General features: G+C 41.7%; 18 protein-coding genes. 13 read left to right on the top strand and 5 right to left on the bottom strand.

Annotation, left to right across the window (positions count from 1 at the left end):
* Window positions 1–109 precede the first annotated feature (109 nt).
* Window positions 110–1,165: a methyl-accepting chemotaxis protein gene (locus V6259_RS12255; RefSeq protein WP_341584740.1), complete on the top strand. Its 1,056-nt coding sequence runs from the start codon at window positions 110–112 to the stop codon at window positions 1,163–1,165.
* 33 nt (window positions 1,166–1,198) lie between these two features.
* Here the strand turns inward: V6259_RS12255 and V6259_RS12250 are convergent, their stop codons facing one another.
* Window positions 1,199–2,125 carry a LysR family transcriptional regulator gene (locus tag V6259_RS12250; protein WP_341584739.1) on the bottom strand — a complete coding sequence of 309 codons (927 nt, stop codon included), beginning with the start codon at window positions 2,123–2,125 and terminating at the stop codon, window positions 1,199–1,201.
* A gap of 194 nt (window positions 2,126–2,319) precedes the next feature.
* On the opposite strand from V6259_RS12250, the gene V6259_RS12245 reads away from it, so the two are divergent.
* The gene (locus V6259_RS12245; RefSeq protein ID WP_341584738.1) at window positions 2,320–4,005 is read left to right on the top strand and encodes a thiamine pyrophosphate-dependent enzyme; all 1,686 of its coding nucleotides are present in this window, start codon (window positions 2,320–2,322) and stop codon (window positions 4,003–4,005) included.
* 328 nt (window positions 4,006–4,333) lie between these two features.
* On the top strand, window positions 4,334–5,359 hold the full coding sequence (locus tag V6259_RS12240) for a TRAP transporter substrate-binding protein (protein ID WP_341584737.1): 1,026 nt from the start codon (window positions 4,334–4,336) through the stop codon (window positions 5,357–5,359).
* A 159-nt stretch (window positions 5,360–5,518) separates the two neighbouring features.
* Here V6259_RS12240 and V6259_RS12235 read toward each other — a convergent pair whose 3' ends face one another.
* Window positions 5,519–7,366, bottom strand: coding sequence for a M3 family metallopeptidase (locus V6259_RS12235; RefSeq protein ID WP_341584736.1), 1,848 nt, complete (start codon window positions 7,364–7,366; stop codon window positions 5,519–5,521).
* Window positions 7,367–7,543: 177 nt separating this feature from the next.
* Entirely contained in the window at window positions 7,544–8,026 is a 483-nt protein-coding gene (locus V6259_RS12230) for an Lrp/AsnC family transcriptional regulator (protein WP_341584735.1), read from the bottom strand.
* A 160-nt stretch (window positions 8,027–8,186) separates the two neighbouring features.
* Between V6259_RS12230 and V6259_RS12225 the strand changes: the two genes are divergently transcribed.
* Window positions 8,187–10,292, top strand: a complete 2,106-nt coding sequence (locus V6259_RS12225) for an alpha-ketoacid dehydrogenase subunit alpha/beta (RefSeq protein WP_341584734.1) — start codon at window positions 8,187–8,189, stop codon at window positions 10,290–10,292.
* A gap of 8 nt (window positions 10,293–10,300) precedes the next feature.
* Window positions 10,301–11,545 carry a dihydrolipoamide acetyltransferase family protein gene (locus V6259_RS12220; RefSeq protein WP_341584733.1) on the top strand — a complete coding sequence of 415 codons (1,245 nt, stop codon included), beginning with the start codon at window positions 10,301–10,303 and terminating at the stop codon, window positions 11,543–11,545.
* Between the two features lie 116 nt (window positions 11,546–11,661).
* Here the strand turns inward: V6259_RS12220 and paaX are convergent, their stop codons facing one another.
* Together paaX and V6259_RS12210 are read right to left on the bottom strand one after the other, a co-directional pair.
* Window positions 11,662–12,585: a phenylacetic acid degradation operon negative regulatory protein PaaX gene (paaX, locus tag V6259_RS12215; RefSeq protein ID WP_341584732.1), complete on the bottom strand. Its 924-nt coding sequence runs from the start codon at window positions 12,583–12,585 to the stop codon at window positions 11,662–11,664.
* A gap of 109 nt (window positions 12,586–12,694) precedes the next feature.
* A complete protein-coding gene (locus V6259_RS12210) occupies window positions 12,695–13,282 on the bottom strand; it encodes a phenylacetic acid degradation protein PaaY (protein ID WP_341584731.1) in 588 nt (195 codons plus the stop codon).
* Window positions 13,283–13,625: 343 nt separating this feature from the next.
* On the opposite strand from V6259_RS12210, the gene paaF reads away from it, so the two are divergent.
* From paaF to paaB, 8 genes are all read left to right on the top strand, one after another.
* On the top strand, window positions 13,626–14,411 hold the full coding sequence (paaF, locus tag V6259_RS12205; RefSeq protein WP_341584730.1) for a 2,3-dehydroadipyl-CoA hydratase PaaF: 786 nt from the start codon (window positions 13,626–13,628) through the stop codon (window positions 14,409–14,411).
* A gap of 52 nt (window positions 14,412–14,463) precedes the next feature.
* Window positions 14,464–15,255, top strand: a complete 792-nt coding sequence (gene paaG, locus V6259_RS12200) for a 2-(1,2-epoxy-1,2-dihydrophenyl)acetyl-CoA isomerase PaaG (RefSeq protein ID WP_341584729.1) — start codon at window positions 14,464–14,466, stop codon at window positions 15,253–15,255.
* A 3-nt stretch (window positions 15,256–15,258) separates the two neighbouring features.
* Window positions 15,259–16,785 carry a 3-hydroxyacyl-CoA dehydrogenase PaaH gene (gene paaH, locus V6259_RS12195; protein ID WP_341584728.1) on the top strand — a complete coding sequence of 509 codons (1,527 nt, stop codon included), beginning with the start codon at window positions 15,259–15,261 and terminating at the stop codon, window positions 16,783–16,785.
* Complete coding sequence (paaI, locus tag V6259_RS12190; protein WP_341584727.1) at window positions 16,778–17,239, top strand: hydroxyphenylacetyl-CoA thioesterase PaaI; 462 nt, start codon at window positions 16,778–16,780, stop codon at window positions 17,237–17,239. The genes paaH and paaI overlap by 8 nt, the downstream gene beginning before the upstream one ends.
* Entirely contained in the window at window positions 17,232–18,446 is a 1,215-nt protein-coding gene (gene pcaF / locus V6259_RS12185; protein ID WP_341584726.1) for a 3-oxoadipyl-CoA thiolase, read from the top strand. Before paaI ends, pcaF begins: the two co-directional genes overlap by 8 nt.
* 97 nt (window positions 18,447–18,543) lie before the next feature.
* Window positions 18,544–19,863 (top strand): phenylacetate--CoA ligase PaaK, encoded by a 1,320-nt coding sequence (gene paaK / locus V6259_RS12180; RefSeq protein ID WP_341584725.1) that lies wholly within the window; start codon window positions 18,544–18,546, stop codon window positions 19,861–19,863.
* A 162-nt stretch (window positions 19,864–20,025) separates the two neighbouring features.
* A complete protein-coding gene (gene paaA, locus V6259_RS12175; protein WP_341584724.1) occupies window positions 20,026–21,012 on the top strand; it encodes a 1,2-phenylacetyl-CoA epoxidase subunit PaaA in 987 nt (328 codons plus the stop codon).
* A gap of 18 nt (window positions 21,013–21,030) precedes the next feature.
* Window positions 21,031–21,312 (top strand): 1,2-phenylacetyl-CoA epoxidase subunit PaaB, encoded by a 282-nt coding sequence (paaB, locus tag V6259_RS12170; protein ID WP_341584723.1) that lies wholly within the window; start codon window positions 21,031–21,033, stop codon window positions 21,310–21,312.

Below are 21,312 nucleotides of genomic sequence, written 5' to 3'. Positions count from 1 at the left end.
ATTTTTTATAAAATGTCGAGTAGGTCAATAGACTTACTTGGCATTTTTAATATATTTCTAATGAAATTAATAATTGAACATAGAAGTGTTGAATAGCAGGAATATAAAGATGTTTGGAAGAAAGCGTATAAAAATGCTTGAACGAGGTTTGGAAAAGTCTCAATCTGAAAACGAAATTTTATTTTTAAAAGTCAAAGAATTACAATTGCTATTAGATCAACCTACGATAGAAATTGCTCCCCCTTTTATAGATGACCAATTATTAGTTACACAACAGACTATTCAGTCACGAGTTTTATCATCGATTAATAAAATTTCAGAATGCTTATTTGAACCTATGAGTGCCTCAGAGGGTACAAATGAGCATATAGAGCGAAACAAGTTAGAAATAGCTCAATTAACGAAATCTATATCTGATATAGCTGAAAAAACACACCTTAGCTTAACAGATATTAATGCTTTGAAAGAAATAGCTAATGATATAAAAGGTTTTACAGATATCATTCAAAATATTTCTGAGCAAACCAATTTGTTAGCATTAAATGCGGCTATTGAAGCCGCTCGTGCTGGCGAGCATGGACGAGGTTTTGCTGTTGTCGCTGATGAAGTAAGAATGTTGGCTAATAAAGCTAGGGAGTCTAGTGAAAAAATATCAATCTTGGTAAAAGGAATTGATGATGGGACGAACAAAGTCAGTCAACAAATTGATGTATTATACCAATCAGCTCTAACTCTGACTAAATCTAGTGAGTGGCTAGAGAAATCCTTTACAAAGACCACACATGATTCTGAAAAAATAATGAAAGCGAGTTATTACTCAATGGCATTTGCACACTCATCATCTGCATTGTTGGAGCTCAATCAATGGCAATCACGACAACTTCTTGCAGCATTACAGCATAGTAAATTGGACGTTGTTGATGTGAAAGAAACTCATTTTGGTGACTGGTACTATCATGGTAGCGATAATGAGTTCGATTTTCGAGCTTTACCTAGTTTTATAAAAATTGGGGTTGAACTCGGAGAAATTAATGATTTAAATAAAAAATTAAAAAATACTGATATTAATGGAGTGATGCTAATAGAGCATGAAATGATTGATAAAATTAAATCAATTCATGATTCTTTAGAGCAAGTTCAAGACTATTTATTTAAAAAAATATAGAGTTAAAGGTGAGGGTTTTCACCTAATTCTTTGTCAAGGCAAGTCTCCTTGCCATATACCTTTCTCATTAAATTCTTTTGTTAGGTTTTTTATTATTTTTATTATTTCAAGGCTTATGTTTCTTACTGGTCGGTTTGCCTCTGTCGCTATATAGACATTTCGGAATATTTCTGGCTCTACAACTTTTAAGCTTTTAATAAATTTATTATCTTCTAGATGATAGAAAGCTGAAGAGGGTAGTAATAAGTTGCAATATCCTTCACATGCAAAACGTAGGCTAGTCAGTAATTGACCATAAGGGCGTCTTTTATTAAGTTTTATGCCTGTTTTTCTTTCATACTTTTCGATGATATAACCTTGAGATTCTTTTTCAGAAGTGATTACAAGTTCATATTCGGTGAGTTTGTTGAATTCAATACTAGTTTGGTACTTGTTCGTATGATTTGGTTTAGTAGCAAATAATAGATTCTCTTTAATTAATAACTCACGATTTATATTGTCGGAATTTAATCCATCTTCATAAATAATAGCTAAGTCTACTTCACCTCGCTTTAGCATGTTAACGACTTCATAAGATAACCCAGTTCTCAAATCGAGATCTATTTCGGGGTATTTTTTCTCAACAGCCCTGCATAAAGGTAAAGCTAAAATGTTATCTGTTGCCTGGTTCATAGCAATGATAATAGTTCCTTTTGGTGAGCCATCTAGTTCAGATAGGTCAGCTACGGCCTTGTCTAGTTGAGTGAGCATTAAACGTACATGCTCTTTAAAAATATTTCCTGACTCAGTGAGTTGAACTCCTTTCACACCACGGCTAAATAAAGTTGTTTTTAGTTCATGTTCTAGTTTGGATATTTGTAGGCTGAGTGCAGGCTGGGCAATTTTTAGCTCCCTAGCAGCAGAGGCTATGCTCTTACATTCAGCCACTGATAAAAAATAGTTAAGTTGTTTTATATTCATTGGAATCCTTCTCAGTTTATTTATTAACTTGATTATAGATTTATCAATCTATAACAAAATCATTATACCTAATCAATATTTTAAGGATTTGTTGGGTGTTAAGGCTTCCCATAATATATCTGATAGTTGAAAGCTTATTGCTGAAATATAGCTATATACGTACAGAGTATTTTTCTAAAAAAGGAATAAAAATAATGAAATCTATGTCAGGTGGTGATGCCATTATCGAATCTACTGTCGCTAATGGAGTAGACACTATTTTCGGTATTCCTGGGGCTCAAATATACCCATTGTTTGATGGTATCTATAAGTCTCACATCAAATTAATCACACCGCGTCATGAGCAGAGTGCTGGGTACATGGCAATGGGGTACGCTAAATCTACGGGGAAAACAGGGGTTTTTTCTGTTGTACCTGGTCCTGGTATTTTAAACACGACAGCTGCGCTTTGTACGGCCATGGGCAATTGTAGCCCTCTTGTGGCATTAACTGGGCAGGTACCAACCTCCTTTATGGGAAAGGGGCGGGGTCATTTACATGAATTGTCAGATCAAGCAGGTACGTTACGTACCTTAATAAAAGAAGCGATCACGATTACTGATTCACAGAGTACGTCACAATTAGTCAATGAGGCTTTTCGATTAGCCCAGAGCGGTCGCCCTGGTCCTGTCAGTGTCGAAATGTGTTGGGATACTATGGCTCAGATATCGGATTATAGTATTGAAGAGCCTAAAACTCAGGAAGAGAAAGAGCCAAGTATTAATCTAGATGAGATTAATGCTGCGGTTAAATTACTGGTTAATGCCAAAAAACCTATGATCATGTGTGGTTCTGGTGCGCTGCATGCGTCAGAAGAGGTACTGGCGCTTGCTCAATTATTTAACGCACCAGTGTCTGCGTTTCGTAGCGGTCGAGGTGTCGTTCCTGAAGACCATCCTTTAGGGGTACCCCCTGTTGCAGCCCGAGAATTATGGGACGAGGTTGATGTGCTTATAGGTATTGGAACGAGATTAGAAATGCCTTATATGCGTTGGGGGAATTACATGAGCTATGAGTCGGCACCAAGTTACGGCCCTAAACTCATTCGGATCGACATTGACCCTAAACAAATGGAGATTTTTCAACCAGATGTTGGAATCGTTGCGGATTCAGCTAAAGCTTGCCGCTTATTATTTGATGCGTTGTCTAATAAAGTAGCGCCGGATGTTCGTCGCTTAGATGATATTGCTTGTGCAAAACACACTGCTTGGCAAGCCATTCAAAAAATTCAACCTCAATTGTCGTATTTAAATGTGATACGGGAGCTATTGCCAAGGGATGGTTTTTACATTCCCGAATTATCACAAATGGGGTTTGCGACTTGGGCTGGAGGCCTGCCGGTACTCAAAGCCAGAACTTATGTAGATGCTGGTTTTCAAGGTACTTTGGGGTATGGATTTCCTACTGCGCTAGGTGTAAAAGTAGCTAATCCTGATAAAGTCGTCTTGTCTGTGTGCGGTGATGGAGGCTTTATGTTTAGTGTTCAGGAGTTGATTACTGCTGCTGAGCATAATATAGGCTTGATTACTTTAGTGTTTAATAATCAAGGTTATGGCAATGTGATGCGAGATCAAAAAATGGGCTATGGTGGTCGCTTCTCTGGTTCAGAATTAACCACCCCAGATTTTGTCAAGCTGGCTGAAAGTTGTCATGTAAAAGCTCATCGAGTATTTACTCCTCAGCAGCTCAAGCCTGTTTTAGAAATGTGTATCAATAATAATCAGCCAGCATTAATTGAAGTGGTTTGTGAGCGATGTTCGGAAACCTCTCCTTGGGAATTCATTAATATGACATCTAGTTTGCAAGATAAGGGTGTTCTAAGGTCTACTAAAGCGAGTTGAGTATTTCATGATGACGGTATTATTTTGATTGTTTTTAAAAACTCATTAGTTAACATGGTAACTAAAGATAATAATTCATAGAATTTATTAGGAGTTTCTACGACATTGCGAGGATGGATTGAAATGCATTGCCCAGAACCGAATCAATATCTATTGCTGGGTAATTTTTTTGTTAGATGGTAGTTCAGCCGCCATTTTATTTCTCAGCAGTGCGTATTTATGAATTTGCAGTGCGGCCACTTCGTCATGGAGAAGTGACCGAATACTTGTATATATCGACCGAATACCTTGCTCAACACAATGAATCATAAAAATAGGAATAATAAATATGATCAATTTTAAGAAAAGTTTACTTTCAGGCCTGTGTATCGGCTTGTTGTCTGTGTCAGGTGTCGCGTCAGCAACGACGACATTGCACGTGGCTACGTGGCTACCACCTTCGAATCCGCAGAATGCAATTGTATGGCCAACATGGAAGAAGTGGGTCGAAACAGCGACAGAAGGCCGTGTTAAAGTGGATATTGAAAATTACACCGGTGCGCCTAAGACCATTTTCGATGCAGTAGAAGATGGTGTGTATGATGTGGGTTTTAGTGTTAATGCTTATATTCCGGGGCGATTTAAGTTAACCAGTGTGGCGGAAATACCCGGAGAAATTACCAGCGCAGAATCGGGATCCGTCGCTTTATGGCGTACATATGAAGCGTTTTTTAAACCCGCTCAAGAGTTTAGAGGACTTCATCTACTGGCCTTATTTGTACACGGACCAGGTCAACTCCATACTAAGTTTCCAGTGAACACATTAGCGGATTTGAAAGGCAAGAAAATGCGAGTGGGCGGTGGTTTAGTTAATGAGCTTGCGGCGCGCTTACAGGTAACACCTATCTCAGCACCAGCACCTAAATCTTATGAATTAATGCAACAAGGTGTGGTTGACGGTACTTTTTTGCCTGCGGAAGAGCAAATGACACTTCGTTTGAGTGAAGTTTCTACCAATCTGACTTTGTTTCCTAGAGGGCTTTACACTACAGCATTTAGTATCGTAATGAATGAAGATACGTTTGATAGTCTCAGCAAAAAAGATCAAGCCGCAATCATGAGTGTTTCGGGTGAGAAATTATCAAGATTGGCAGGGGCTACTTGGGGCGATGCGGATAAAGATGGAATACAGGCTGCAAAAGCGAATGGTGTGAATGTGGTATATCTTTCTAAAGATGACCCTAGAGTAAAAAACGTACATAAATTAGAGGAAGGAATGGATCAAACATGGATAGAATCTGTTTCCGATCGTGATGTGGATGCAAAAGCGGCATTGGCTTATTTTAGAAAAAATGTAGACGAGTTAAGTAAATAAGGCATCGTAGTAAAACGTCTGTTTTGCTCTAAAATTAGTAAAAACACCATAAAGCCAGTGTTATTAAACACTGGCTTTTTTGCGATTTACTTTCTTACGTACATACCTAGGTTATTAATACGACCCCGCGTGATAATTTCTTCGAGGACTAGACCTTTCTTAGCAAGCATAGTGTTCAGATATATAGCGCTCAAATTGTTCGCAAAGTTGCAGGTCTGATTCTTGGTTAGAGGCTAATTCTGTTGCCCCATCGACGACTCGAATATAAGCATTCAAGGGTTCAGGTTCCAGTAATTCACGTTGTGTAAAACTCGTTATTTTTTGTTGTTGATTATGCCACGCTTGTTCTACGCTAAGGTTGCATTCATCGGCTAAATATTTAGCATTAAACCCTTCTCCTGTTAAGGCTGTAATTGTGTCGTTATGGGTTTGGCTGTTACCACAATTCCAATAGTGTTTAGCGAGAAGGGGGCCTATTTTTGGGTTATCACTCAGATAACCGAATTGCGATAAGAAGTAAGCGCGTGTTTGGTACACGGCCATATGAGCCAATAAATATCCATGGTAAGAGCAAGCGGATTCATCTGATAGTAAATGAGGGATGGAAATTAAAGGGCGAGGGCTACAAGCAACACCTAAAATACGTTTTTCACATTGACGGGCTAATTCAGTAACATGTTTAGGTGTTAACTCTTCGTCACTAAGCTGATAAAGAGCACGTTCAAAGTATGGAACCACCACGATATTACGCTCTTCGTAAGCTTTAAAAGGTTGGCTACTTGCCACCATTGCTTTAATTACATCATCAGGGATGACGCGACCTTGTGTGTCTTTTGCGTAGTTTTTTAACCAATCGGCATCGTTGAGCAGACTGTCACAAAACATGGATTGAGTTTCAGCATAAGCCATTGATGTTGGTGCAAATTCTTGGGAAAAGCATGGAGCATTCATTTTGACATTAGCAAAATGAGCGGCGTGTCCCCCTTCATGAAATAAGGTATTGATACCACTGAAGCCACTACCTATTTGGTCTGGTTTAGCATTGCTGGTGAAGTTTACTTTACCAGCAATCCACTTAGTTTGATCATAGAAGGCGGGAATAGGCGCATGACAAAAACCATTAGGGTACTTTCCTTTACGATCTAATAAATCTAAGGTTAACTCAGCGCCAGAATAATCAATATTGAGGCGACCAAATGATTCAACCCAGCGTCGTAATGATTGAGAAAACGGGACATACGGATCGAGTTCTCGCATCACATCCCCAGCATAGGCATAGGAAATGTTATGACCTAATAATGCCGATTGTCCCTTCTCTTTAGCCAAATCACTCATGCTGCGCTGGTTGCGTTCGCGGGTACGTTGTTCAAAATCGTCTAGAATCGAAAATAATTCATTACTAGACATCTGCTCACCCTTGCGTACAGAGTAATCAAAAAAGTTATCAAATCCCAAAGCGTTAGCAAACTCATTGCGCAGTTTTATTAACTCAATAAACCCATTGTTTAATACCCACTGCTCTAAATCAAGCAAGGCTTGATGTGCGCTTTTTCGTGTGGCTTCAATGTCATTGGTTTGAATAACTGAACGTATAGAGACTAACGAAGCTTCTATTGAGTGACCATTCTCGTCTTGATAAGTCATCACATGTTGTTGTTTTTTTTCAAACAGTTTTGCTTCCTCTTGAATGAGGTGGTTTTTTAGTAATTGAGCCTTAGGAGAAGAAATCGCATGAGCTTCAAACATGGCTAACCAGCCAGTTAAGCCTTTGATAGTTGATAGTTTTTCGTTTTCTTCTTTGATAGATTCTGCTGCGAAAAGTTGTGCTTTAATGGCTTCAATTCGTTTGGGATCGCTTAAAAAATTTGTCCAATTCGTTTGTGCTTGAGTAGGTCCTTCGTTGTCATCGCTTATCCCCATATAGGTATCCCAAAAAAAATCCTCTTTAACGCGGTGAACCTTAAGATAATCGTGGTTGAGTTGATTTAAATAATCAGTTGCCGTCATGGTGATCCTTAGTAATGCCCAAATTTAGAGAATAAATGTGACTTCGTTTCGCACAATGTAGTGTTATTAAAAAAATATATTATGATTGCTGTATTTAATTCTATTGAGATAATAAATGCATAATTTAAGCAGCAATATGTAAAGTTCAAAATGAAGATAATGTCTCGTAATGGTGCCCTAAGAATGCTCAGTAATGAGCAATGTACTTAAAGGAAATTCTCTGGATATTTTCGGTTGTTTCATCGAAAACATTGTATTTACCGAGCGCACACCTTTTGCTTGTAAGAGCTTTTTACTCAATAGCTCATCATAACTATCCAGATCTCTAGTGATTATTTTTAGCATGAAATCACAGTCACCACTGACTGAATGACATTCTTGTATCTCGGGGCAGTCATTAACGATTGAGAGAAATGGGGTGAGGGTTTCTGTGTGATGGTTATCCATGGACACTTGAGCGAAAGCGATCACATTCAAATGTACTTTCTTTGCGTTTAACTCGGCGGTATAACCCTTTATATAGCCTTCATCTTCTAAATGCTTTAGTCGTCGCCAGCAAGGCGCTGTAGAGAGTCCAATGCTTTCAGCTAGTTCTTTGTTGCTGAGGCGGCCATTTTTCTGTAACGCTGACAGGATATTTAGATCAAACTTATCCAACATAGATTGTTTCCATTTATTGTTATTTGGAGAAACGTTATTGCTTAGTCTGCCTAATATTGGGCAATTAAGAAAGAAAATTTCCGTCGATCATGGTTAATATTGATTACATCATTCTAATAACAATAAAGCTGAAAAGCTGACTACCAAATGGTGTATCTCTATGAACGAAGCATTGAAAGAAATCAACGATACAAGTCATATCCTCAAAAATGAGCCAACAGTCGATTGGCTTAATGTCAGTCAGTTAATGCTAAAATCTCGTGCTTTAGATGAGATTGAAGAGAAGCTGCTCGTCCCTGAAAAATTGGTGTTCAATCAATTTTCTGCTCGCGGTCATGATTTTGCTCAGATTCTATTAGGATCACTTTTGACTCATCCTCATGATGCCGCCACAGGCTATTATCGTTCTAGACCTTTTGTCATGAGCCTTGGTATAAGTTTGGATGAGGTGGTTGCAGCACCGATGGCAAAAGAAGGTGGCTACAGCGATGGGAGAGACATCGGGGTGGTATGTAATTACCCTAATGTTGAAAGAAATGGTGCCATGTTGTTTCCAATGTGCGGTGGAGTTGGTGCGCAATATTCCCCTATTTCTGGTTGGGCACAATCAATTCTTTATCATAGAGACCAATTGAATGACCGTCGTTATTCAGGGGCGATTGCGGTATCGATGGGAGGAGATTCATCCATGTCGACCAGTGGTTTTTGGGCGGCATTGAACATATCTACCACTAATAATTTACCTCACCTTTTTTACATTGAAGATAATGGCTACGGTATTTCTGTTCCTCAAGAAGTACAAACTCCCGGTGGTGATCAAGTTGCGAATCTTAGTGCGTATAAAAACTTAAAAATCATCGATGGTGATGGTACTGATCCTATCCGCACTCCAGTTTTGATCAAAGAAGCGGTTGATTACGTACGATCAGGGCAGGGTGCTTGCCTATTGAGACTAAAAGTTCCTCGTTTATGTGGTCATACTTTTCAAGACACGCAAACCTACAAAACGCCTGATTTTATAGAAAGTGAGCAAGCTCGTGATCCTCTCCCTAAATTAAAAAATCACCTTATTAGTATGAAATTAATCAGTGCTAGTGATTGGGAAACGTTAGAAACAGACAGTTATCAAAATGTATTAGATGCCGTAGAAAAGGCAAAAAAACGTAATGAACCTGACGTGGATAAGTTAACAAAATTTGTCTATTCAGAAGAAGGGCATGTTCAACTTCGAGGTGGTTTAGCGGCAAGTCATCACCAGTTCCCGAGCAAGAGTTATCAGCCTAGCCCTGAAGGGGCTCGACTTAATATGTTAACGGCAATTCGTAAAACATTAGATTATGAATTGGAAACAAACCCTAAAGTGGTAGTTTTTGGAGAAGATGTAGGCCCGAAAGGGGGTGTTCATGGGGCAACACTGGGGCTGAATAGTAAGTTTGGCGATCATCGAGTCTTCGACACTAGCTTGTCTGAAGAGGGCATTATTGGTCGTTCAGTCGGGATGGCATTGAGTGGCTTAATGCCTGTTCCAGAAATACAATTCCGTAAATATGCCGAACCCGCTGCAGAGCAATTAACCGACACGGGTATCATGCGCTGGCGAACCAATAACCAATTTGCGGCGCCTATGGTCGTGAGGATTCCTGGTGGTTTTGCGCGCAGAGGTGATCCTTGGCACTCAATGTGTGATGAGGTTGAATGGGCGCATAAGGTTGGCTGGCAATTGGCCATGCCCTCCAATGCAGAAGACGCCGTGGGTTTGCTTCGTTTTGCACTGAGAGACAATAATCCAACCATTTTCTTTGAGCATCGATCTTTGCTTGATGGTGCCTGGTCACGTAGGCCCTACCCTGGGGACGAATACGTGATTCCTTTTGGTAAAGCGAAAACCATATTAACAGGTACGGCATTAACGGTGGTTTGTTGGGGAGCGATGGTAGAGCGTTGTGAAAAAGCAGCGATTAGCTTAGCTATGAGTATCGAAGTGATTGATCTAAGAACGATTCAGCCTTGGGACAAAGAGGCCGTGCTGAATTCTGTTGAGAAAACAGGCCGTTGTTTAATCGTTCATGAAGACAATAAAACAGCAGGGTTTGGTGCAGAAATAGCGGCCACGCTTTCTGATGAATTGTTTTTTAGTTTGGACGCCCCGATCAAACGCTTAACCATGCCTGATATTCCTAATCCGCATAATATTTCACTGTTAGAGCGTGCGGTTCCAAACGAACAAAGCATTGCGCAAGCAATGCAAACCTTGATTGAAGTGTGAGGCGTAGTATGACGAATTCAATGAATATTACCTTGCCTAATGACACACTTGAGGGAACTGTAGCATCGCTTTCTACCTGGCTGGTAAAAGAGGGAGAGAGTGTTCAGCAGGGCGATCCGATACTTGAACTAGAAACTGATAAAGTCACGATGGAGATATGTGCAGAGGCGAGTGGTGTGATTGCTAAAATCCTCATCGCCCCTGGAGACAGTGTAGGGGAAGATACGGTATTTGGTTATTTGGATTGTCGTCGTCAAGAAGGACGAGAAAATAACGATCAAGTTGTATGTGAAAGTGCGATTGAAGTAGAAAATTGCTCTGATGCGATAAGTCAGCGACACCTTATTGGCCCTGCTGTTAGAAAACTGCTTAGAGAGTACGATTTAAACATTGAAGGAATTGTGGGGACAGGGAAGGGCGGACGCGTAACAAGAAATGACATTACGGCCTTTATTCATGATCATCAGACCTTGAAATCAAATAATGCGGCGCCTGTGCAGCGTCCTGTGAACATAGCGACTGTCTCTGAATCCGTTATTAAAACAGGTGCTTTAAATGGTAAAAGCATTCCACATACATCCATGAGAAAAAGCATTGCCAATCACATGGTCGAAAGCTTGTTACATACTTCTCCACATGTCACCAGTGTTTTTGAAATGGACATGGGCCGAGTCATAGAACATAGAAGAATGTGCAAAATGGGGTTTGCGGAAGCCGGGGTGAAATTGACTTTTACTGCCTATTTCTTGGCAGCAGCCGCTCAGGCAATACGAAAAGTGCCATTAGTAAACTCTCGTTTTTATGATGACCATTTGGAGGTCTTCGACGACATTAATATAGGGGTCGGCACTGCATTAGGTGACGATGGTCTTGTCGTGCCTGTCATTAAGCAAGTGCAAGAAAAGAATTTGTTTGGCATTGCCACTGTGCTTGAACAGCAAACGGAAAAAGCACGTAATGGCAAACTCACTATGTCGGAGATGAGTGATGGTACGTTTACTATCTCAAATCATGGTGTCGGAGGCAGTTTATTTGCTACGCCAATTATTATTAATCAGCCACAGGTCGCGATTTTAGGTATAGGAAAACTTGAGAAAAGAGTAGTGGTTGAAGAAGTGAATGGCGAAGATGTGATGGTAATACGTCCAAAATGTTATGTTTCACTGAGTATTGATCATAGAGCGCTGGACGCGTATCAGACAAATTTATTCCTTAGTCATTTTGTTGAGGTGATAGAAAACTGGGGGGAATAATGCCATAAAGACAAAAGCTATCATGATGTGATGGCTTCTGTCTTTTACTTGGGTTTAGGGCTCTCTAGAATGATTAGGCTATAACAAAATAGGAAATTCGTGGTCGCGCAGGTCGCCTAGTTAAGGCCGCCAAAACGTTCGAAGAATAAAGCATTAGCTTCTGGTAGCGGGCCATGGACAGATTCCAAATTAAACTCAATCCACTTTTCAGTAGCGGGAGTTAGCCTACGGTAAATATTTCTGCAAAGCTGACGCGCCGCTCTTCCTTCCCAATCAATGGGCAGCAGCTCTCTTGGAAGGTGTGGATCTCTAAGTAACAGCTTGCGGTATTCATGAATGAGCAAGGTTCGTGCTAAAAAACAAGATTTTGGATCGAGCCGCTCTAACTCTGTCAATTCCTGCCAAACAGGCTGAAATAATTCGATAAATTCTTGATATTGCTGGCCAAGCGTTTCTAAGTTCCAGGCGCCTTTAACCAATTCTTGAATGGGTTTATTACTAAACTGCGTATTGGATGACGCTTCAAATACAATGACCTTATCTTCAAACTTAAGGGCGGTCAGGATATTGTTAAGCAATTTAACATCGCAACATGGGCTGGCAATGAGCTGCGTTGATACACTGGCAAATCCTTGCCATTGGAGTTCGTCCATGAGCTGTTTCTTTTCATCTGGACTGAGCTGATAACCAATAATAAGCAACCAGTTTCCATTCCATGTCTGTATGCTAGGACTGTAGATGCGCTGAAAGGCTTGCTCGAATTTCCTGTGTCCCTGATGCGTTAATCCGTAATAGCTTTTACGGCCCACCTTTTCACTGTTTAGCCAACCATCTTGAGCCAGTCTAAAAATGGATGTTCTCATTAGTCGTTCACTAATACCGATAGGCTCTAAGGCATTAATCAAACTTCCAAGCCATACAGTACTGCCATGTGGTTCTATGCTGTCTCCATAGAGTGAAATAATCAGAGAAGATGCCCTGATTGGCTTTTGGCTCTGGAAACGTGTCAGTAAGTTGCTTAGTGTTTTTAATTCATTCATTCAGACAGGCTATCAGTAGTATTAAGTTTAAAGGACTATTCTCTGAAACAACGTGGAGATAGTAAAGCGTAATTGTGTTTCAACACGATGTGATCTAGAGCCTAAAGCTCTATTTTTTTAGAGCGTGATCTCCTGTTTTTAACGTTGGTCTATTCTCCTCTAATTCTGCCAATGGATTGCATTCCACCATTGAGTCCAAGCAACGAGAGGTCAGAGTAATGTATTCTTGAGTACCGGTTTGTTTCCACTTTAGCTCTTCATCACTGACTTGTCGGGTGAGCTTAGCTGGGCTACCCATTAACAGAGAGCGCGCTTCACAAGAGAAATGACTTTTGACAAAAGCGGCCGCCGCAACAATAGACTCTGGCCCAATGTTGGCTTGATCCATGACAACTGCATTCATACCAACGAGTGTGTCTTCTCCAATAATGCAGCCATGTAAAATAGCACCATGACCAATGTGGCCATGTTTTCCAATAATAGTATGACTGCCTGCAAAACCATGAACCACGCAATTGTCTTGTAAATTGGATTCTTGTTCCATGGTAATGCGGCCAAAATCCCCTCTTAGGCAGGCACCTGGGCCAACATAACAACCTTGCTTAATAATAACGTCCCCAATGAGAACCGCAGTAGGGTGAACATACGCGCTGGAATGGACAACAGGAGTAACGCCATCAATTTTGTAACAAGCCATTGTTATTTACTCTCTTTTTAATCTTGTATTAGTTTTTATAAATATGGTTCATTTTTTTAAAATAATATATAAATTTCGTGTCGAAATCATTTTATAATTAAGAAAAATGTCATCATATCGATGAGTTATTTTGAAATTTTAATTTTATTATTTTTTAAGTTTATGTTTATTAAGGATTTTATTTGATTTTGTGAAACGATATCTAAAAGCGATACGGAAAATATATAAAAATATCTTGTTCTGTGTCTTTATTTGATGCATCTTACGGTTGTACATGTTGATTTGGGTCATTGATCTGAATTTATATGACTGACAATTAAAAATAAATAGAGAGTTTAGTCAGATGTCCAATAGCGCATATGAAATGCTCAATGTCCCTTCACCTGTAAATGGTGTACAGCAAATTCAACTGCATCGTCCTGAAGCATTAAATGCACTGACAACCGCAATGCTGAACGAGTTGTCTTTAGCGCTCGATGATGCTGAAGCGAATGAAATGGTTAAGGTCGTTGTTTTAACCGGCTCATCTCGTGCTTTTGCCGCAGGGGCTGATGTGAAAGAAATGGCGTCTCGAGATATGGTCGGAATATTGAACGACCCTCGTCAGCAAAGCTGGCAAAGAATCACTCATTTCTCAAAACCTCTCATTGCGGCGATTAATGGTTACTGTTTAGGTGGCGGCTGCGAATTGGCAATGCATGCCGATATTCTGATCGCTGGAACAGACGCAAAATTTGGTCAGCCTGAAATTAATCTTGGCATCATGCCTGGAGCCGGAGGTACGCAACGACTTGTGCGTGCTGTGGGTAAATCTCTAGCGATGCAAATGGTTCTTACCGGCCAGCCAATCGATGCAAATCAGGCGAAAAGTGCGGGCCTGATTAGCGAAATTACTCAGCCAGAATTAACCCTCACACGAGCGATGGACGTTGCATCACTCATTGCTGAGAAAAGCACTTTAGCAGTAAGGCTTGCTAAGGAAGCTGTCCTAAAAGGCATGGATACTGATTTAGCGACGGGTCTGCGTTTTGAAAGGCACGCTTTTACTGTTTTATCAGGTACCAAGGATCGTGATGAAGGCATTGCTGCATTCTTAGAGAAGCGTAAGCCGACATTTACCGGTCAATAATTTACTACTTTTCACCGGCCAATAATTCAAAAATAATAGGGGCATTATCGCAATGAGCTTCGAACATATCTTATATTCAGTCACCTCTGGTGTTGCGTTGTTGAGTCTGAATCGTCCTAAATCTCTCAATAGTTTCAATGAGGCCATGCACTTAGAAGTGCGTGAAGCTTTTAAGCTTATTAAAAATGATAAGCAGGTCCGTGCCTTGGTGTTGACTGGCGAAGGTCGTGGTTTTTGTGCCGGTCAGGATTTGTCTGATCGTAATGTAGACCCCAATGCCGAATCACCTGATTTAGGGCGTTCTATTGAGAAATTCTACAACCCATTAATTAAAGCCATTCAAGATCTACCAATGCCGGTAATTTGTGCGGTAAATGGTGTCGCGGCGGGCGCAGGCGCCAATATACCACTTGCGTGTGATCTTATTATGGCGGGCCGTTCCGCTAAGTTTATTCAGGCGTTTTGCAAAATTGGTTTAGTGCCTGACTCTGGTGGTACTTGGTTTCTACCTCGTTTAGTGGGGATGGCTAAGGCAAAAGAATTGGCTTTGTTGGGTGAGGCTGTGACGGCGGAAGCGGCGTTAGACATGGGATTGATTAACCGTGTTGTGGAAGATGACAGTCTGCGACAAGAGGCTTTGGATCTTGCGCAAAAATTAGCCACACAACCCACCCAAGGCTTAGCGTATATCAAGCGGGCTTTGAACCAAACGTTTGATCATGGTTTACATGAACACTTGTTGCTTGAGCGAGATTTACAGCGCTTGGCCGGGCAGACACAGGACTACCGTGAAGGCGTTGCAGCTTTTATGGCAAAACGCGCTCCTGAATTTAAAGGGGAATAAGTGATGACCGCTTTAGATAAGTCAAGGTTGATTGGTGTTATTGGTGCTGGCGCCATGGGGGCAGGTATTGCCCAAGTAGCCGCTCAGGCTGGCCATATTGTTAAGCTTTATGATAATCGAGTAGGGGCAGCGGCGGCGGCCATTGAGCTCGTCGAAAAACAACTGAGTCGCTTGGTTGAACGTAAAAAATTTACCGCTGAGCAAGTGCAAAAAATTGTATCGAATCTGCAAGTAGCGTCGTCATTGAATGATTTTAAAGAGACGGGTTTAGTGATTGAGGCCATCGTCGAAAATGTAGATGTTAAGCAGTCTGTTTTTTCTGAATTAGAGTCTATCTGTGCTTCAACTTGTATTTTTGCCAGTAATACGTCGTCTATTTCTATTACACGTTTAGCAGCAGGTATGTCTCATCCCGAGCGTTTTGTGGGGATGCACTTTTTTAACCCTGCGCCCATTATGAAGTTGGTAGAAGTGGTGTCTGGCTTAGTGACTTCACCAGAGGTTGCTAAAACCATTTATCAGACGGCCGCAGAATGGGGAAAAATGCCTGTTTACGCGGCATCTACACCAGGCTTTATTGTCAATCGTGTGGCTCGCCCTTTTTATGCCGAAAGTTTACGGATGAAACAAGAGCAGGTGGCTGATTGTGCAACGTTAGATTCATTAATTCGTGACTCTGGTGGCTTTCGTATGGGGCCATTTGAGCTAACCGACTTGATTGGACACGATGTTAACTATGCGGTGACGTGTTCTGTATTCGACTCCTATTATGGCGATTTTCGTTTTCAGCCCTCTTTGATTCAAAAAGACCTTGTTGATGCCGGTTATCTTGGTCGTAAAAGTGGTGAAGGTTTCTACTCTTATCATGAGGGGGCGACTAAGCCAGAACCTAGTATTTTAGCCTCTACCAACACTGCTTCTGTATTGTGTGTGGCCATGGGTGATTTGGGTGTTTTGTCTGGATTAGTCACTCGCTTGTTAGGTGCGGGGATTGGTGTTGATGTGGGGCCTGTCTCTTCTCATAACTTTTTGAAAATTGGAGCGGCAACGCTTGCATTAACGGATGGTCGAATGGCAAGCGAGCGAGCGAATAGTGAGCAACTTGAAAATTTAGTATTGATTGATTTGGCTTTGGATTATCAAAAGACCACACACGTAGCCTTGTCACGCGCACATACAACAACCGATCAAGCCTTTCAAAAGGTCGTTGATTGCCTGGCTTCTATTGGCATTAACGTTTCTGAGGTCGAGGATTCTCCTGGATTAGTTGTTATGCGTACTGTGGCGATGCTGGCGAACGAGGCTTCTGATGCGGTGTTAAATGGTGTTTCCAGTGTAGACGGTGTCGATACAGCAATGAAATATGGTGTGAATTACCCCAAAGGACCCTTAGCTTGGGCAGACCATATTGGCGTGAAATACATCCAGAAAGTACTTAATGCCTTGCAGCATTCCTACGGTGAAGATCGCTATCGTGCCTCGTTACTTATAAAACGTCTTGCAGAACAAGGGAGAAACTTTCATGAATGAAGGTACAAAAAATGATGCACTTCATCTGGCTCAGTTGTGTGCAAAAGAACTGTATCAAAGAGACGCAGCGACACAGCATTTGGGCATTGAGTTATTACACTCTGCGCCGGGTGAGTCTTTAGTAAAAATGATGGTTAAAGACTATATGGTTCAAGGCCATAAAACGTGTCATGGCGGTTACCTATTTGCACTGGCGGATTCTGCTTTTGCGTTTGCTTGTAATACCTATAACAAGCCAACCGTTGCTTTGGGATGTTCTATTGATTATGTGGCGCCTGCATTCGAAGGGGATGAACTGGCGGCGAAATGTATTGAGAAAAGCCGAGGCGGTCGAACCGGAAATTATGATGTTGAGATACGTAATCAGAAAGATCAATTGATCGCTATTTTTCATGGTAAATCCTATCAAGTAAAGGGTGAGATTCTCTCCCAGGAGATGTTAAAGAATGACTGATGCATTAATTATTGACGCGATACGAACACCTATTGGCCGTTATGGTGGTGCTTTGTCTAGCGTGCGAGCGGATGACTTAGGTGCCATTCCAATTAAAGCCTTAATGGAACGCAATCCTTCTGTTGATTGGTCGTCTGTAGATGATGTGTTGTATGGCTGTGCGAACCAAGCCGGTGAAGATAATCGTAATGTTGCGCGTATGTCTGCGTTGTTGGCCGGACTGCCGGAATCTGTTCCAGGTTCAACGATAAACAGGTTGTGCGGTTCAGGTATGGATGCGATTGGTTTGGCGTCTCGTACTATTAAAGCCGGTGAAGCAGGATTGATGGTTGCTGGTGGTGTTGAATCCATGTCTAGAGCACCGTTTGTGATGGCAAAAGCAACGAGCGCGTTTTCACGTAATGCTGAAATGTATGACACAACGATTGGTTGGCGCTTTGTTAATAAGTTGATGGCCTCTCAATATGGCGTTCATACCATGCCGGAGACTGCTGAGAATGTGGCCGAAGAGTTTAACATTTCAAGAGAAGATCAAGATCAGTTTGCCGTTACTAGTCAGCAGAAAACCGCACTAGCACAACAAAATGGTCGCCTTGCGAAAGAAATAACCCCAGTGACTATTCCGCAGCGAAAAGGTGATCCAGTTGTTGTAGATCAAGATGAGCACCCTAGAGCAAATACGACGGTACAAGCCTTGTCTAAACTTGCTACGCCATTTCGTAAGGATGGCGCGGGAACGGTAACGGCAGGTAATGCATCCGGTGTTAATGATGGTGCTTGTGCCGTGTTGCTGGCAAGCCAAGAAATGGCGGATAAGTATGGTCTTAAGGCGCGTGGCCGTGTATTAGGCATGGCTGCAGCAGGTGTTGCACCTCGTATCATGGGAATTGGACCAGCACCGGCCTCAGAAAAAGTATTAAAACAAGTTGGTTTAACACTGCAAGATATGGATGTTATTGAGCTGAATGAGGCATTTGCATCACAAGGTTTGGCGGTATTAAGACAGCTGGGGCTAGAGGACAATGATCCGCGTGTTAATCCCAATGGTGGTGCTATCGCACTGGGTCATCCTTTGGGAATGAGTGGTGCTCGTCTTATTACGACGGCATTGAATGAGTTAGAAGATAAAAATAAACGCTATGCGCTCTGTACTATGTGTATTGGTGTTGGGCAAGGTATTGCCATGGTTATTGAACGACTGGCGTAAGCCATGACAGAGACAGTAAAAGTTAATGATAGGGCCTTACTATAAGGCTCTATAGATTAATAAAAATCTTAGCTAAAAATAATAATAGAGAGATATTATGGATATTCGTAGTCAGTTTAATCCAGAAAAACTAGATCCAATGGAAACCGCAAGCCTTGATGAGCTGCGCGCGCATCAGTTAGAAAAATTGAAATGGACTGTTAAGCATGCGTACGACAATGTTGCTATGTACAAGCAGCGTTTTGATCAATTAGGGCTTCATCCGGATGATATCAAATCGCTTGACGACCTTGCCAAGCTTCCGTTTACCACCAAAAGCGATCTGCGTGATAACTACCCTTATGGCATGTTTGCCACACCGATGGATCAGGTGGTTCGTTTACATGCATCCAGTGGCACAACAGGTAAACCTACCGTCGTTGGTTACACGCAAAATGACATTGATACATGGGCGAATATTGTTGCTCGTTCGATTCGTGCGGCTGGTGGTCGTCGTGGAGATAAACTTCATAATGCTTACGGTTATGGCTTATTTACAGGTGGCTTAGGTGCTCATTACGGTGCTGAACGATTGGGTTGTACTGTCATTCCTATGTCAGGTGGGCAAACTGAAAAGCAAGTGCGTTTAATTCAAGATTTTCAGCCTGATATCATCATGGTGACACCATCCTACATGCTAAATCTAGCAGATGAGATGGAACGTCAGGGTATTGATCCGCATTCACTGAAGCTACGATTGGGTATTTTTGGCGCTGAGCCATGGACCAATGAGTTACGCCGTAAAGTCGAAGAACGAATGGGTATTCGCGCCATGGATATTTATGGCCTATCAGAAATTATGGGGCCAGGTGTCGCAATGGAATGTGCTGACAGTCTGGGTGGTCCAACGATTTGGGAAGACCACTTCTATCCTGAGATCATCGACCCTGTGACAGGTGAGTTGGTGCCAGATGGTGAGATGGGTGAACTTGTCTTTACTACATTAAGTAAAGAAGCATTGCCGATGATTCGCTATCGCACACGAGACCTTACTCGTTTGCTTCCAGGAACAGAAAGAAGGATGCGCCGTATCGATAAAATCACTGGTCGGAGCGACGACATGATGATTATTCGAGGGGTTAATGTTTTTCCTACGCAAGTAGAAGAGGAAATTCTTAAAATCAATCACTTTTCTGAAAGCTATGAAATTCATCTTGCTCGTAAAGGCAATATGGATGGAATGGAAGTGCATGTTGAATTGCGACCTGAGCATTCTCAAATTGGTGATTCAGAAATACAGAACTTGGTAAAACAATTGTGTCATCATGTTAAAAGTTCGATTGGTATATCGATTGCCGTTAAGGTAAGAGATATAGGGTCAATCACTCGTTCTGAAGGTAAAGCGAAACGTGTATACGATAATAGAATCATAGCTTAACCCTTATTTATTAACGCTGTTTTCTTTGATATGAGCGGCATGAAAAGTCGCTGCGAAAAGCCACGACTCAATATGATACATAAATATATTGAATTTTATAATTTACGTGTCATTATTGAGTTAAGTGACATTCTTATATACGGTTATTTAGGGGTATTTAGTATGTATGCACAACAGGTTGAAACAGGGACAAAGAAGCTTAAGTCCCTTGAGGAAATGAGCCCGGAAGAACGTGCCTTTCAAGAACGAATTGATGCTGAAATTAAAATTGAAGCAAAGAACTGGATGCCGGATAGCTATCGAAAAACCTTAGTTCGTCAGATCTCTCAGCATGCGCACTCAGAGATTGTCGGCATGTTGCCAGAAGGTAACTGGGTCACTCGGGCACCAACACTGAAGCGCAAGCTACAGTTGATGGCAAAAATCCAAGATGAAGCAGGCCACGGTTTATACCTATATAGCGCAATGGAAACATTGGGTGCCGATCGTGATGAGGAGATCGAAAAACTTCATTCAGGGCGCGCTAAGTATTCCAGTATTTTTAACTACCCAACGCTAAATTGGGCAGACATGGGTGCGGTAGGCTGGTTAGTAGATGGCGCAGCTATTGTCAATCAGGTCCCTTTACAAAGAACCTCTTATGGTCCTTATGCTCGGGCCATGATCCGAGTATGCAAGGAAGAAAGCTTCCATCAGCGCCAAGGCTATGAAATCTTGCTGCATATGATGCAACAAGGAACAGAGGCGCAAAAAGAGATGGTGCAAGACGCCATTAATCGCCTGTGGTGGCCTGCTTTAATGATGTTTGGTCCAAGTGACGAACATTCTCCAAACAGTGCTCAATCTATGGCATGGAAGATCAAGCGACATACGAATAATGAATTACGTCAGCGCTTTATTGATCAAACCATTCCTCAGCTGGAAATACTGGGCTGTACGGCACCAGATCCTGATTTGAAGTGGAACGAAGAAACCGGGCATTACGATTTTGGTGAGATCCAGTGGGAAGAGTTTTACCGCGTTATTCAAGGACATGGTCCTTGTAACCGAGAGCGTCTTGAAGCACGCCGCAATGCTATTAATAGTGGCGCTTGGGTTCGTGAAGCCGCCGTCGCACATGCGCAAAAAAAACAACAAGCAGTTGCATAAATTAGAGAGGTATTTGTTATGTCTCAATGGACATTATACGAAGTATTCATTCGCAGTAAGCATGGCTTGAATCATAAGCATGTGGGCAGCGTACACGCTGCAGATGCGGAAATGGCAATTGAAAATGCACGTGAGCTTTATACACGCCGTAATGAAGGCGTCAGTATTTGGGTAACGCCTTCTGCCGCGATAACGGCCACCGCAAGTGATGAGAAAGAGCCTTTATTTGATCCTTCTGAAGATAAGGTCTATCGCCATGCAAGCTTTTATAAGTTGCCTGAAGAAGTCGGACATATGTAG

This window comes from Marinomonas sp. TI.3.20, assembly GCF_038155025.1.
GTDB lineage: Bacteria > Pseudomonadota > Gammaproteobacteria > Pseudomonadales > Marinomonadaceae > Marinomonas > Marinomonas flavescens.
This window is presented reverse-complemented; position numbering and strand designations above follow the sequence as displayed.

Bases quoted from the DNA above. Each gene is read 5' to 3' on its own strand.
- V6259_RS12255 (WP_341584740.1), top strand. From the start codon at position 110: ATGTTTGGAAGAAAGCGTATAAAAATGCTTGAACGAGGTTTGGAAAAG.
- V6259_RS12250 (WP_341584739.1), bottom strand. From the start codon at position 2,125: ATGAATATAAAACAACTTAACTATTTTTTATCAGTGGCTGAATGTAAG.
- V6259_RS12245 (WP_341584738.1), top strand. From the start codon at position 2,320: ATGAAATCTATGTCAGGTGGTGATGCCATTATCGAATCTACTGTCGCT.
- V6259_RS12240 (WP_341584737.1), top strand. From the start codon at position 4,334: ATGATCAATTTTAAGAAAAGTTTACTTTCAGGCCTGTGTATCGGCTTG.
- V6259_RS12235 (WP_341584736.1), bottom strand. From the start codon at position 7,366: ATGACGGCAACTGATTATTTAAATCAACTCAACCACGATTATCTTAAG.
- V6259_RS12230 (WP_341584735.1), bottom strand. From the start codon at position 8,026: ATGTTGGATAAGTTTGATCTAAATATCCTGTCAGCGTTACAGAAAAAT.
- V6259_RS12225 (WP_341584734.1), top strand. From the start codon at position 8,187: ATGAACGAAGCATTGAAAGAAATCAACGATACAAGTCATATCCTCAAA.
- V6259_RS12220 (WP_341584733.1), top strand. From the start codon at position 10,301: ATGACGAATTCAATGAATATTACCTTGCCTAATGACACACTTGAGGGA.
- paaX (WP_341584732.1), bottom strand. From the start codon at position 12,585: ATGAATGAATTAAAAACACTAAGCAACTTACTGACACGTTTCCAGAGC.
- V6259_RS12210 (WP_341584731.1), bottom strand. From the start codon at position 13,282: ATGGCTTGTTACAAAATTGATGGCGTTACTCCTGTTGTCCATTCCAGC.
- paaF (WP_341584730.1), top strand. From the start codon at position 13,626: ATGTCCAATAGCGCATATGAAATGCTCAATGTCCCTTCACCTGTAAAT.
- paaG (WP_341584729.1), top strand. From the start codon at position 14,464: ATGAGCTTCGAACATATCTTATATTCAGTCACCTCTGGTGTTGCGTTG.
- paaH (WP_341584728.1), top strand. From the start codon at position 15,259: ATGACCGCTTTAGATAAGTCAAGGTTGATTGGTGTTATTGGTGCTGGC.
- paaI (WP_341584727.1), top strand. From the start codon at position 16,778: ATGAATGAAGGTACAAAAAATGATGCACTTCATCTGGCTCAGTTGTGT.
- pcaF (WP_341584726.1), top strand. From the start codon at position 17,232: ATGACTGATGCATTAATTATTGACGCGATACGAACACCTATTGGCCGT.
- paaK (WP_341584725.1), top strand. From the start codon at position 18,544: ATGGATATTCGTAGTCAGTTTAATCCAGAAAAACTAGATCCAATGGAA.
- paaA (WP_341584724.1), top strand. From the start codon at position 20,026: ATGTATGCACAACAGGTTGAAACAGGGACAAAGAAGCTTAAGTCCCTT.
- paaB (WP_341584723.1), top strand. From the start codon at position 21,031: ATGTCTCAATGGACATTATACGAAGTATTCATTCGCAGTAAGCATGGC.